Consider the following 14,250-nt stretch of genomic DNA (forward strand, 5'->3'; position numbering starts at 1 on the left):
ATGTTAAAGTTAATGAAATATGAGGTTAATTATGAGAGTAGTTCTTTTTTGTAGATATGATGGCACTAAATATTTTGGATTTCAAATTCAGCCTAATGTTATAACTGTACAAGAAGTAATTGAAAATAGTTTAAAAAGAATACATAAAGGAAAAAGTATTAGAATTCAAATGAGTGGGAGAACTGACAGTGGTGTTCATGCCTATATACAGCTAATACATTTTGATACAGAACTGAATATTAACGAAAAAAGTTGGGTAAATTCAGTTAATGCATATTTACCAAAAGATGTGAGAATAATAGCTTCAAAAATTGTAAATGATAATTTTCATGTTAGATATAGTAGTATTAGCAAAACATATGAATATAAATTATGCATTTCTAAAATATTAGATCCTTTTATGGTGAATTACGTTGGGCATTTTCCGTATAAATTTGATTACGATAAAGCCAAAGAATGCTTAGAATTATTTATAGGAAAGCATGATTTCACTTCTTTTTGTTCCAAAAATAGTTCTGTTGAAAATAAGATTAGGACAATAACTGATTTTAATATTAATAGGGATGGAGATATAATAACTTTTGAAATTACAGGAGATGGATTTTTATATAATATGGTTAGAATAATTATTGGAACTATAATAAATGTTGCTAATAGTCGCTATTCTAAAGACTATATAAAAGAAATATTTAAAAATAAAAATAGAATGTATGCAGGTAAAAGAGCTAGTGGAAGTGGGTTGTATCTAAAAAAAGTATTATTTAACAATGATGAAATAAATAATATTGTAGAATCCTTAATTAAATAATATTTTAATTTTATTTTAGATACATTATTTTATAATGTTTTCATAATATTTTTAAAAAATTTATGAGATAAAAAATAAAATTTATTTATTTTTTAAAATAAAAATGTTATAATATTGTTGTAGTATACAAAATTAAATGTGGAGGAAAATAATGGTTTATTTTTATATAATTATTTTTGCATTAATAATAATAGGAATAATTTATCTTTTTGTATTAAAAAATAGAAAAAAACAAGAATTATTTCCATTATTGAAAGAAAAAGATGAATTAGAACGTGAAACAATAACGGAAGAGTTAAAAAAATTAAAAAATTTGAATATATCAGGAAAGGCAAAAGAATTATATGATGATTTTGAAAATCAATGGTTTGAGATTCAAAGTGTAAGTATAGATGAATTAGATAAAGATTTATATTTTGCAGAGTCTTGTATTGATAAATTTAATTTTAAAAAAGCTGATGAAGTAATATTTAATAGTTTAGAGCTAATATCTGAAATAAAAGAAAAAATAACAAATATAAAAATGAATATAAAAAAATTATCAGATATAGAGTCTATAAATAAAGAAAAATATGAAGAAATTGTCAAAAATTATAAAGAATTAAATAGACAATTATTAGCTAAACGTCATCAATATGGTGGAGCAGCTGAAAATTTTGAGAATAGTATAAAAGAATTAGGACCTATATTAGAAGAATTTAAGAAATTAACATCTGTTGGAAAATATATTGAAGCAAAAGATATATTATCTGATTTAGATAGTAAGTTATCAAACTTAAAAAGTAAGATGTTAGTATTACCAGATATATTGAAAGAAATTGAAAAGACAGCACCAACACAAATACAAACTTTACGTTTGAATGTTGAAGAAATGGAGAAAAAAGGGTTTAAATTATCTCATTTAGATATAACAACTAAAATAGAAAATTGTATATGGCAATTAAATGATGCAAGAGAAAAAGTAAAAACAGGAGATATAGATTTAATAGAATCTATATTAGATGACATATATGATGTTGTTGATGAATTATCTAATAGTTTAAAAAATGAAATAGAATGTAAAAAATATGTAGAGGAAAATTATTCGGAAATTTCAAATAAAATAAAAGTACAAGATAAGTTAAATAATGCTTTATATAACAATATAAAAGAAATAAAAAATAGATATCAGATTTATTCAAAAGATGAAGAAATGGTTGAAAATAATTTTAATATTATTAGTGAAATTATGGAAATTAAAAATGATATTGATGTGTATATAAAAAATCAACCAAGATTAAACTATAAAGACTTGAAAGAAAAAATTTTAAATTTATCAAGAGATATAGAAAAAATAGAAGAAGAACAAACAGAATATTCTAAATATTTAACAAGCTTGAGAGAAGAAGAAATAGCTTCACGTAAAAAATTGGATAGTGTAAATCAAGAAAAAGAGTTTATAAAGAGAAAATTATTTAATACTAGAGTACCTGGATTTAGTGAAAGATTTATTGTTTTGTATAAAGATGTAACAGATAGTTATAAATGTGCTTTAGAAGAATTGCAAAAAGAACCAATGAATATAGATATTGTAAAAGATTCTGTAAAAGAAGTCGTTGAATCATTAAATATTTATAAAAGGGAAGTAGAAAATATATTAGTAGATATAGAATTAATAGAAAAACTTATAAGATATGCTAATAGATATAGAAAAGATAATATAGAACTACATAAACAACTTACAATTGCAGAACAATATTATAAGGAATATAGATATACTAAATCATTAGATATAATAAAAAATGCATTAAATAAAATAGATTCTAGTATATTTGATAAAAAGAAAGAAGAAATATTAAAAAAAAGAAAAGAAAGTATGATATAACTTTCTTTTCTTTTTTTAATTAAATAATAAAAAATTTAAAATATAATAAAAACAAATTCAACATAAATAAGTGTAAGCATTTTACTATATTTTTTTATAAAAAGAAGATATAATAAAACAAGAATAAAAAGAGGGTAAAATGTAAGAAGGAAGGAAGTAGGATAAATTTAGAAAATATAGATTAAATACTTATTATAAAAGTAGTATAAGTAGTCGTATAAAAAAATTAAAAAATTTAATATCTAAAAAATATAAAATTAAGGAGAAGTTATAATGAAAAATATACTTATATTGGGAGCAGGATATGGAGGATTAACAACTTTAAAAGGATTAAAGAAAGTCATTAAAAGTGGAGATGTAAAAGTAACTTTAGTTAATAAAAATTCATATCATTATGATACTGTTAATTTGCATGAGGTGTCTGCTGGAAATATAAAAAGTGATGATATATGTATAGAAATAAAAGATATTTTAGAACCAAATGTAGATTTTGTACAAGATGAAGTAGAGAGCATAGATGTATGTAAAAAAGTTGTATATACTAGTAAAAAAGAATTAAAATATGATATTTTAGTTATAGGATTAGGATTTGAATCTAATACATTTGGTATAGAAGGAATGTTAGATAATTCTATTGCGATAACAGACATAGTTCAAGCTGAAAAAATTGCAAATAAAATAGAAAATAATTTTAAAAAATATGCTGAATCTACAGAAAAAGATGAAAAAGATATTTCTATTGTAGTGGGTGGTACAGGTCTTGCAGGAATGGAATTTTTAGCCGAATTAGTAACTAAAAGAAAAGAGTTGTGTAAAAAGTATGGTATTGATGAAAAATTAGTAAAAATTGTTGGATTAGATGCTGCTCCCGTCCTTCTTCCTATGTTTGACAAACAATATAGTAATTATGCAAGAAAATACTTAGAAAATAACGGGATAGGAATAATATTAGGAGCTGGAATAAAAGGTTCAACAAAAGATAGTTTTATAATTGAACTTAATGGAGAGAGAAAAGAATTAAGAGCTAGCACATTAGTTTGGACTGCAGGAGTAAGAGGAAGTAAAATAATGGATGATACCTTTAAAGAGTTATCAAGAAATGGTAGATTGGTTACTACTCAAGAGTTAACAGTACCAAATAATGAAGATATATATATAGTAGGAGATTGTGCTGCATTTATAAAAGAAGGAGAAAAGCGACCTTATCCAACAACTGCACAAATAGCAAATCAGATGGGAGCGTATGTTGCTAAACATATAACAAATAGATTAGAAGGTAGAAAAAATTCAAAATTTGAATATATAGATAGAGGCGTTGTTTGTTCGTTAGGTTCAAAAAATGCAATAGCTCAAGTATTCGGTAAATTCAAATATAAAGGATTTTTAGCAGCTAAAACAAAAAAAGTTATTGAAGCAAAAGCAATTAATGAATGTACAGATATAAAAACTGCAATTAGAAATCAAAGAATTATATAATTTTCAATTTTAAAATAAGTAAGGAATATCAATTCCTTACTTATTTTATTATAATTGAAAAAAAATATTACTTATGATAATATAATGATTAGTAAATTTATTAATGAGGAAATAGGGGAAAAAATGATATTTAAAATAGCTAATACAGAAGAAGAATTTAACCAAATATTTAAATTAAATTACAAAACATTTGTAGATGAGATTCCTCAACATGAAAAGAATGAAAAAGAAATACTAATAGATAAATTTCATAAAGATAATATATATATAATAGCTAAAAACAAAAAAGATGTAGTTGCAATGGTATCTCTTTGTGATAAACGACCATTTTCTTTAGACGATAAAATTGGTGGCATAGAAAAAAATTATAAAGGAGTTTTTAAAAATCCTATAGAAATAAGACTACTTTCTGTGAAAAAGGAATATAGAAAAAGTAAAGTTTTATTAGAATTATTAAAAAGAGTTTATAGTTACACTATTCAAAATTCTTATGATATTGTATTTATATCAGGAATTACAAAACAGGAAAAATTATATAATCATATTGGTTTTAAGAGATTTTATAAAAATGTAGGAACAAAAGATGCTCAATACATACCTATGTTTTTAAAATTAAATGATGAAACAAATGAAGTTTTTAAAAATTTTAATAGTGGTAAGATAATAAATTATATACCTGGGCCAGTAGATTTATCACAAAGAGTTATAGAAAAGTTACACAAAAAACTATATTCACATAGAAGTAAACAATTTGTGAATTTAACCTTACAAACAATAGATAAATTAAAAAAATTGTTAAATGTAACAGATGTTACTATATTGCATGGCTCTGGGACTTTGGCTAATGAATCCATATTGGCACAATTGTCATCAAAAGAATTGAATAAAGGACTAATATTGTCAAATGGAGAGTTTGGAAATAGGATAATAAGACAAGCAAAAAGGCATAATTTAAATTTTGATACTTACGTTGTTGATTATTCAAAAAGTTTTGATATTGATGCTATAGAATTATTATTTAGTAAAAATAATTATGATTTTATTTATCTTGTTCACCATGAAACAAGTGTAGGCATAATTAATAATTTAGAAAAAATAACTAATATAGCAAAAAAATATTCAGCAATTGTTGCTGTAGATGCAATTTCGGCTGTAGGTGGAATCAAATATGATTATTCAAATGTAGATTATGTTGCTTGTTCTTCAGGTAAAGGGTTAGGGTCTGTTGCTGGATTAGCAATCGTAGGCAGTAACATAAAGTTAGTGGACGTTCCCAAAGAGAGTATATATCTTAATTTAAAGTATGCCAATGAAAATAATTCTATACCTTTTACACAACCATCTCTTTTGATGGAAGCATTGAATGAAGCACTAAATTCATTTGAAAATGATGATATATATAATAAAATATTAGAAAAAAGCTCATATATGAAAGAAAAAATAAATAAAATAAATTTAGATGTTCTTGATGTTAAACAGTCAGAACAATCTCCAATTATTATGACTATAAAAATACCTAATGATATATCATCAAAAACTTTAGGAGATTCTTTAGCTATAAATAATATTTTAGTGCACTATAATAGTAAATATCTTGTAGAAAAAAATTTAATTCAATTTTCCTTTATAAATAAATATACAAATTTAGAAGAAATAGACTTTACTGTAGATATGATAAAATATATGTTAGGAGATGAATAATGAAAAAATTTAAAGTTTTTTATCAAGAAAATAATAAAGAAATACCAGTTCGAGAAAATACAAAATCAATGTTTATAGAATCATCAGATAAGCCTTCAGTTTTAAGATATTTAGAAAGTAAAAATTATAACGTAGAGTACGTACAAGAAATGACTGAGGAATATCTAAATTTTGAAAAAAAATCATCTGATTTTAAAATGGTGAAAATAAATGGATAGATTTATAAAAAAAAATGAAGTAGGAATTGCTGCTATAGGAGGAATGGGGGAAATAGGTAAAAATACTTATGCAATCCAGTATAGAGATGAAATAATAATTATAGATGCTGGAGTAAAATTTCCTGGAGATAATATGTTAGGAATTGACTATATAATTCCTGATTATACTTATATAAAAAATAATATATCTAAGGTAAAAGCATTGGTTATTACACATGGACATGAAGACCATATAGGAGGAATTCCCTTTCTTATTAGAGATTTAAATATACCTATATATGCAGGAGCATTAGCAATAGGATTAATAAAATCTAAATTGGAAGAGCATAATTTATTAAATAGAGCGAAATTATATGAAGTAGATGAACAGTCTATAATAAAATTTAAATATTTAACTGTAGAATTTCATAATACAACCCATTCAATACCTGATGCTTTTGGGGTTATTGTTTCTACACCACAGGGTAAAATTGTTCATACTGGGGATTATAAATTTGATTTTACACCAGTTGGATGTCCACCAAATTTGTTTAAAATGGCAAAAACTGGAGAAGAAGGAGTTTTATGCCTTTTGGCAGATTCAACAAATTCTGAGAGAGAAGAATTCACTATGAGTGAAAAAGAAGTAGGTATAACTATTTCAAATATTTTGAGAAAAGTAAAAAATAGAATTATCTTTGCAACATTTGCTTCAAATGTATTTAGAGTTAAACAAGTGGTAGAATCTTGTATAGAGCAAAATAGGAAAATAGTAGTGTTTGGTAGGTCAATGGAAAAAGCTATAAAGATAGGTACTGAATTAGGTTACATAAAAGCCCCTAAAGATACGTTTGTAGAAGCTAAACATATAAACCAGATAGACCCTAATAAACTTTTAATATTATGTACAGGTACTCAAGGAGAAGAGTTGGCAGCATTAACAAGAATAGCACACGGTACCCATAAAAAAATAACTATTATGCCAACAGATACAGTAATTTTTGCAAGTTCTGCAATTCCAGGAAATGCTTTATCAATAAATAAAAGTATAGATTTATTATCTAAATTAGGGGCTAATGTAATAACATCTAGCATAAATAATGTCCACACTTCTGGGCATGGAGCAAAAGAAGAACAAAAATTAATGTTTAGACTTATACGACCTAAGTATTTTATGCCAATTCATGGAGAATATAGAATGCAAGTTATGCACGCTAAGACAGCTATTCAGTGTGATGTTAAAAAAGAAAATACTTTCATTTTGGAAAATGGAGATATTTTAGCCTTGACAAAAGATACTGCTAGAGTAGCAGGTAAGATAGAAGCAGGAGATGTTTATGTAGATGGTTTAGGCATAGGAGATATAGGTAACGTAGTAATAAAGGACAGAAAAGAATTATCTGAAAATGGTGCTATTATTATTTCTGTAGTTTTGGATATGAATAAGAGAAAAATTTTAGGTGTTCCAGACGTAATCACAAAAGGGTTTAGTCAAAATAATGAAACAAAAGATATCATTCTTATTTTAAAAGATAGTATTGAAAAAACAATAACAAATATGTTTTTAGAAGAAGATACAAATATATTTTGTATAAGACAATCTATAATAGAAAATTTACATAAATTTTTTGAAAAAGATTCTGGAAGAAAACCAGTAATAATTCCTACAATAATAGAAATATAGTACAATAAGAGGTGACATAATATTATTTAAATGTTACCTTTTTATTTAAATAGAATATTAAAGGGAGATAGAAATGAAATTTAGAAGTGTATTTGACATAATAGGTCCAATAATGGTGGGACCATCAAGTTCACATACAGCTGGTGCTGCTAGAATAGGTTTGTTTGCTAGACATTTATTTGGTCAAGAACCAAAAAATATAAAAATAACTTTATATGGATCATTTAAAGATACATACAAAGGACATGGTACTGATATTGCCTTAATAGGGGGATTATTGGGATATGATACATATGATAAAGCTATAAAAACTAGTTTAATAACTGCTAATAAAAAGAAAATTAAGTATAAATTTATTGAAAGTGATATTGAGTATGTTCATCCTAATACCGCTAAAATTCAGCTTGAGGGTAATGGAAAATATCTTGAAGTTATTGGGAAATCTATTGGCGGAGGAAAAATGGTGATTTTTGAAATTCAAGGCTTTGATGTTGAATTATCTGCTGATTTAAACACACTTTTACTGTTTTTTACAATAAATAAAGAAAATAAAGAATTATTAAAACAAGAGGTAATAAAACATGACTCAATATCTAATTATAGATTTTCAAATTCTGTGATAGAAGGAAATGGCTTATTAGTAATAGAATTATTAAAAAATGAAGATAAAATAATAAATATTTTTAAAAAATTTTCTTTTATTAATGATATAAAATATGCTGAAAAAGTTTAGGAGATTTTATGTTTAGAAGTATTAGTGATTTAGTAGAACAAGCAACTAATTATGATAAAAAAATTTCACGATTGATGATAGAACAAGAAATTGAGTTGAACGGTGGAAATGAAGAAGAAATAAAGAAAAGAATGACTGATAATTTAAATGTTATGCTGTCTGCTATAGATGAAGGTATAAAAGGAGTCGTTTCAAAAACTGGTTTAACAGGTGGAGATGCTAAAAGATTACAAAGTTACCTTGATAGTGGAAGGTCAATTTCTGGAGAAGATTTTTTAAATGGTGTAGTTGCAGCTATTGCTACTAATGAGGTTAATGCATCTTTAGGAATTATATGTGCTACTCCAACAGCGGGGTCTGCTGGTGTTTTACCGGGGTGCATACATATTCTTAAGAAAAAATTTAATATATCTAAAGAAGAGCAATTGAACATGCTGTTTGTTGCAGGAGCATTTGGATTTGTTGTAGCAAATAATGCTTCTGTATCAGGTGCAGAAGGAGGCTGTCAGGCGGAAATAGGATCTGCTAGTGCTATGGCAGCTGCAGCAATAGTAGAAGTAATGGGAGGCACTCCAGAAATGTCTTCTAATGCTTTTGCAATTGCTTTAAAAAATATGTTAGGATTGGTTTGTGATCCAGTAGCTGGGCTTGTAGAAATACCATGTGTAAAAAGAAATGCAGCAGGAACAAGCATAGCAGTCATGGCGGCTGATATGGCATTAGCTGGTGTGAAAAGTAGAATTCCAGCAGATGAAGTATTAGAGGCAATGTATAAAATAGGACAGGAAATGTCTACTAAATTTAAAGAAACAGCCAAAGGTGGATTAGCAATAACAAGAACTGGCGAAAAATATAGGAGCTTATTATTTGATGACTAATAACGTATTACAATTTTCTATAGACAAACTGCCAGGAGTAGGTATTAAAACAAAAAAATTGCTAAATTCATTTAATATATATAGTATAAAAGATTTACTATTTAACGTCCCCTATAAATTGAACTATATTCCGAACCTTACCAGAGAAATAAAGAATAAACAAAAAGTAAAAATTTTGGGAACAGTAAGTAGTCTAATAACTACAAGGTTTTACAATAAAAATAAAAGTAGATCTTATTTTACTATTATTTCAGATATAGGTTCTTTAAAAGTGTTCTTTTTTAATCAGATGTATTTAAAAAAGAAAATAAACATTGGTGATAAAGTGCTTATTATAGGAATTTATAATATAAATACTTTATCAATTACAGCATCAAGTATTAGTTTAAAAAATCTACCTAATAATGATGATGATGAATTTAAAGTCACTTATAGCCTTCCAAAAGGTATATCACAAAAAAAATTCTCTCAACTTATAGTAAATTCTTTTGAACTTTTAAAAAATGAAGATAATGAAATTGTAGATATAGTTCCAGAAAATTTTAAAGGAATTAAAAGTTTAGAAAAAATTCTTTATAATTTGCATTTTCCTAAAAATGAATGTACTTACAATAAAATAAAAAAAATGTTTGCTTTTCATGAACTATTATATTATCAATTGAAATTACAATTACAATTTTCCCAAAAAAAAGATGATAAAAAATTTGCATTAAAAATAAAACAGAGTGATGTAGATTTTTTTATAAAAAAACTTCCTTTTTTACTAACTAAATCACAGAATAGCTCAATAGAGGAGATATGTGAAGATTTAAAAAGTCCTTATCAAACAATGAGATTACTGCAAGGTGATGTTGGATGTGGAAAAACTGTTGTAGTAGCAACTCTTATATATGCAGTATCGAAATTAGGGATGCAGTCAGCTATTATGGCACCAACAGAAATCTTAGCAGTACAACATTATAATTTATTTAAAGATTTTTATAAAAATAAAAATATAAAAATAGAATTAATAACAAGTAATACAAAAAAAAATACTAGAGAAAATATTTTAGAAAAGTTAGAAGAAGGAGAAATTGATGTATTAGTAGGTACGCATTCTATTATTCAAGAAGATGTAAAATTTAAAAATATAAAATTTGCCGTTGTAGACGAACAACATAGATTTGGTGTCAATCAAAGAAAAAAATTTTTAGAAAAAAGTAAAAATATAAATTATTTGATGTTGTCTGCAACCCCTATACCTAGAAGTATGGCAATATCGTTAGTAAGTAATATAAAAATAACAAATATCGATGAGTTACCATCAGGTAGACAAAAAACTTTAACTTTTAAAGTTAATAAAAAAGATTTAAATAGTGTTTATAAAAACTTAAAAAAGGAATTGGATAAAGGTAGACAAGCCTATGTTGTTTGTCCATTAATAGAAGAATCAGAAAAAAGTGATTTAAAAAATATAATCAATGTATATAATGATATAAAAGATTATTTTAAAGATGAAATTAGAGTTGCCATATTAAATGGAAAAATGAAGATAGAAGAAAAAGATTTTATTATGAAAGACTTTGCTGAAAGGAATATAGATATTTTAGTATCTACAACTGTTATAGAGGTAGGTATTAATGTTCCTAATGCAACCTATATGATAATAATGGATGCGAACAGATTTGGTTTAGCAACACTTCATCAATTAAGAGGAAGAGTGGGTCGTGGAAAGGAACAAGCATATTGTATTTTAGTATCGGATGTAAAAAATGAAAGAATAGATATTATGTGCATAGAAAATGATGGCTTTAAAATTGCAGAATTTGATTTAAAAAATAGGGGTCCTGGTGATATTTTTGGTATTAAACAAAGTGGTTTACCAGAATTTAAAGTTGCAAATATTTTTGAAGATGTAGAATTAATGTATTTGGCTAAAAAATTATCATTTAAATTATTAGAAGAAAAATCGAATAGAGAAAAAATTATGAATTATATAAATTTCAAAAATTACAATTATTAGGAGCAGTATGAAAAAGAAAAATAGAATAATAAATATTATTATAATAATTTTGCTTTTATTATCTCTAATTTTAATATTTAAAAATTATATTAGAGAATACTTTACTGGAGATATAAATAATAAAATAATAACTGCATATAAAAATAATGAAGATAATTTAAAAATTCCATGGTGGAAAAAAATGTTTACTGAAAATTCATCAAATATAGAATTAAAGGATTCTATGTTAGGAATACTATATATAAATGATTTAAATATAAAAGAACCAATTTTTCAAGGAGCTACAGAAATAAATCTTATAAATGGTGTAGCTACTGTAGATGAAAATCAAACTCTAGAATATCAGAATGTGGTCATTGCTGGACATAGTGTACAAGGAGTAAATATAAGATTTTATAATTTAAAACATATAACAATAGGTACATCTGTTCAGATAATAACTAAAGATAAACTTTTAAATTATGAAGTAGTAAATATTTATAATGTAAGAGAAAATCAAACTGAGATTTTAGAGCAACATTTTGATGAGCCGAAAAAATTAACTATGTTTACTTGTGACGGATATAATAGCGTAACAGGTGAATGGGAGGAAAGATTTGTTGTGGAATGTAAATTTTTAGGAGAAGAATCAGAATAATATGAGAATAGGAATAGATTTATCAGGTGTAGATGATAAAAATGAAATAATATCTTTTTTAAATACTTTTTATGAAAAAGATGTGACTATGGTATCTTATGGAATACCACAAGATTTGAATTTTATAAAAAATGAACATATAGAAAAAATTTTTTGTTCGGAAGAAGTACATATTTCAGACGATCCAGCAAGAGTTCATAGAAGAAAAAAAGATTCTACTATGATAAGAATGATTAATGATTTAAAGGAAGATAAAATCGATATTTCTATATCAGGAGGAAGTACAGGTGCCTATATGGCAAGTGGAATATTTATTATAGGTAGAATATCGGATGTAAAAAAACCGGCATTAGCAACAGTTTTACCTACCGTAACTGAGCATAAATTTTTGTTGGCTGATTTAGGAGCAAATGTAGAAGCAAAACCTAAGGATTTGTATAATTATGCGAAATTAAGTATTTTATACATGAAAAATATTTATAAAATTGATAATCCTACACTATCTTTACTTAATATAGGAACAGAAGAAAATAAAGGCAATAAGTTATATAAGGAAGCATTTTTATTATTAAAAAATGGTTTTGGAAATTTTAAAGGTAATATGGAAGCTAGAGAGATATTAAATCATAAATATGATATAATATTAGCAGATGGCTTTTCAGGAAATATTTTATTGAAAACTATTGAAGGAGTAGCTAAGTCATTGTCTTCTATGATAAAAAGCATTTTTCTTTCTAGTATATTATCTAGAATATCTGGGTTATTAATAAAAAAACAATTAAAAATTTTCAAAAAAAAATTTGATTATTCAGAATACGGGGGAGCTATTTTGTTAGGATTAACAAAACCATTAATAAAGGTGCATGGATCTGCCGATAAAAAAGCTATCTATTTTGCAGTACAGCAGGCAAAAAAAATATATAAAACTAATCTTTATGAAAAGATGATAAAAGAATTTAAAGGAGAATAGTATACTATGATTTTAGAAGATTTAAAGAAAATAATCACAAGACATATAGATGTATTGCCAGAAAATATAACAATGGAGTCTGATTTAAATGACGATTTAGATGCAGATTCTATTGAAATAGCAGAGGTAGTAATGGATATTGAAGAAAAGTATAATTTTGAATTTTCTGATGAAGATACAACAAAAATTAAAAAGGTAAGAGATTTAGTAGAATTTATTAAATCAAAAATGAACAATTAGTATATAGAGTTAATAATCTTAATAAAAAAAATAGAAACTATAATATTTATAATTTCTATTTTTTTATTATATAAGTAACCATACTTTTATGTTATTTCACCTGCTCAAGAAGAACCTGCTCCTGCAGTGCAACCATAACAGTGTATAGAAGTTTGTATTCTTCTTCGACCAATTTTATTATTTACTAAATCGAAAATACTTTTAAATTTTCCATTAATTGTTATATTTTCAATATAGTTAAAGTCGCAATCAAACAATCTTCCATCTGGTCCTACTGAAATCATGAATCTGCACATAATATTTTCTACTGTTTGTTCGTTATAGGAATTGTAAAGTTTATTTATATATGATTCATATAAATTTTTTTTATTCAAAAAATCACTAAATCTTCCTATAGGATTATTTGTAAAAACAAATAAATTATTGAAGGTTACTTCAAAATTATTATATAATTTTTTTTTATATATTCTTTCTAAATTTTCTTGTTTTGGAGGAAGAAAAGCACCGTTAGGGTTGTAGACTAAATCTAATTTTAGATATGGTTCTATACCAAATCCCATTTTATTAAGCATTTTTAAAGCTTTTATAGAATTGGGAAATACTTTTTCACCTCGTTGTTTTGAAACTACTTTTTCATTATAATAAGGCAATGATGCGATTATATGTACTTTATATTCTTTATAAAGATTGGGTATGTCTTTATATTTTGGTAAAAGAAGAATAACTAAATTTGTTCTTACAATTATTTCTTTAGCATATTTTTTAATTTCCTTTAGAAACCATCTAAAATTATCATTCATTTCTGGAGCTCCTCCTGTAATGTCTATTACAGAGTAATTTCCAAATTTAAACGCCTTTATTACACTTTCTAATGTTTTTTTTGTCATATTATTCTTACGGTTCGGGCCACCATTAACATGGCAGTGAGAACACGTTAAATTACAGAGACTACCTAGATTTATTTGCATTATAGATGGGAATTCTTCTGATAATAAAAAATGTTTATTTTTAACTTTATTATAAAAGGAAGGGATATTATTCATAAAAAATTTCAATAAAA

General features: G+C 25.1%; 13 protein-coding genes. 12 read left to right on the forward strand and 1 reads right to left on the reverse strand.

Going from position 1 to position 14,250, the window contains the following annotated elements; genetic code table 11:
- The first annotated feature begins 31 nt into the window (after window positions 1-31).
- The 12 genes from truA to HMPREF1871_RS01525 all read left to right on the forward strand — a co-directional run bounded on the left by truA (window position 32) and on the right by HMPREF1871_RS01525 (window position 13,190).
- On the forward strand, window positions 32-808 hold the full coding sequence (gene truA / locus HMPREF1871_RS01470; protein ID WP_066129061.1) for a tRNA pseudouridine(38-40) synthase TruA: 777 nt from the start codon (window positions 32-34) through the stop codon (window positions 806-808).
- Window positions 809-959: 151 nt separating this feature from the next.
- Window positions 960-2,672: a septation ring formation regulator EzrA gene (locus HMPREF1871_RS01475; RefSeq protein ID WP_066129064.1), complete on the forward strand. Its 1,713-nt coding sequence runs from the start codon at window positions 960-962 to the stop codon at window positions 2,670-2,672.
- A gap of 273 nt (window positions 2,673-2,945) precedes the next feature.
- Window positions 2,946-4,148, forward strand: coding sequence for an NAD(P)/FAD-dependent oxidoreductase (locus HMPREF1871_RS01480; protein WP_066129067.1), 1,203 nt, complete (start codon window positions 2,946-2,948; stop codon window positions 4,146-4,148).
- A gap of 123 nt (window positions 4,149-4,271) precedes the next feature.
- Window positions 4,272-5,849, forward strand: coding sequence for an aminotransferase class V-fold PLP-dependent enzyme (locus HMPREF1871_RS01485; RefSeq protein ID WP_066129070.1), 1,578 nt, complete (start codon window positions 4,272-4,274; stop codon window positions 5,847-5,849).
- Complete coding sequence (locus tag HMPREF1871_RS01490) at window positions 5,849-6,067, forward strand: DNA-dependent RNA polymerase subunit epsilon (RefSeq protein WP_066129073.1); 219 nt, start codon at window positions 5,849-5,851, stop codon at window positions 6,065-6,067. Before HMPREF1871_RS01485 ends, HMPREF1871_RS01490 begins: the two co-directional genes overlap by 1 nt.
- Window positions 6,060-7,730 (forward strand): ribonuclease J1, encoded by a 1,671-nt coding sequence (gene rnjA, locus HMPREF1871_RS01495; RefSeq protein ID WP_066129075.1) that lies wholly within the window; start codon window positions 6,060-6,062, stop codon window positions 7,728-7,730. The genes HMPREF1871_RS01490 and rnjA overlap by 8 nt, the downstream gene beginning before the upstream one ends.
- 73 nt (window positions 7,731-7,803) lie before the next feature.
- Entirely contained in the window at window positions 7,804-8,463 is a 660-nt protein-coding gene (sdaAB, locus tag HMPREF1871_RS01500) for an L-serine ammonia-lyase, iron-sulfur-dependent subunit beta (RefSeq protein ID WP_066129078.1), read from the forward strand.
- Window positions 8,464-8,471: 8 nt separating this feature from the next.
- Window positions 8,472-9,341 (forward strand): L-serine ammonia-lyase, iron-sulfur-dependent, subunit alpha, encoded by an 870-nt coding sequence (gene sdaAA, locus HMPREF1871_RS01505; RefSeq protein WP_066129081.1) that lies wholly within the window; start codon window positions 8,472-8,474, stop codon window positions 9,339-9,341.
- Window positions 9,334-11,343 carry an ATP-dependent DNA helicase RecG gene (recG, locus tag HMPREF1871_RS01510; protein WP_066129084.1) on the forward strand — a complete coding sequence of 670 codons (2,010 nt, stop codon included), beginning with the start codon at window positions 9,334-9,336 and terminating at the stop codon, window positions 11,341-11,343. The genes sdaAA and recG overlap by 8 nt, the downstream gene beginning before the upstream one ends.
- Before the next feature lie 7 nt (window positions 11,344-11,350).
- Window positions 11,351-11,980, forward strand: coding sequence for a class A sortase (locus HMPREF1871_RS01515; protein ID WP_066129087.1), 630 nt, complete (start codon window positions 11,351-11,353; stop codon window positions 11,978-11,980).
- A gap of 1 nt (window position 11,981) precedes the next feature.
- Window positions 11,982-12,950, forward strand: coding sequence for a phosphate acyltransferase PlsX (gene plsX, locus HMPREF1871_RS01520; RefSeq protein ID WP_066129090.1), 969 nt, complete (start codon window positions 11,982-11,984; stop codon window positions 12,948-12,950).
- 6 nt (window positions 12,951-12,956) lie between these two features.
- Window positions 12,957-13,190: an acyl carrier protein gene (locus HMPREF1871_RS01525; protein WP_066129093.1), complete on the forward strand. Its 234-nt coding sequence runs from the start codon at window positions 12,957-12,959 to the stop codon at window positions 13,188-13,190.
- A gap of 104 nt (window positions 13,191-13,294) precedes the next feature.
- Here the strand turns inward: HMPREF1871_RS01525 and arsS are convergent, their stop codons facing one another.
- On the reverse strand, window positions 13,295-14,233 hold the full coding sequence (gene arsS, locus HMPREF1871_RS01530; RefSeq protein ID WP_066129096.1) for an arsenosugar biosynthesis radical SAM (seleno)protein ArsS: 939 nt from the start codon (window positions 14,231-14,233) through the stop codon (window positions 13,295-13,297).
- Window positions 14,234-14,250: the final 17 nt, after the last annotated feature.

Source organism: Gemelliphila asaccharolytica (assembly GCF_001553005.1).
Classification (GTDB): domain Bacteria; phylum Bacillota; class Bacilli; order Staphylococcales; family Gemellaceae; genus Gemelliphila; species Gemelliphila asaccharolytica.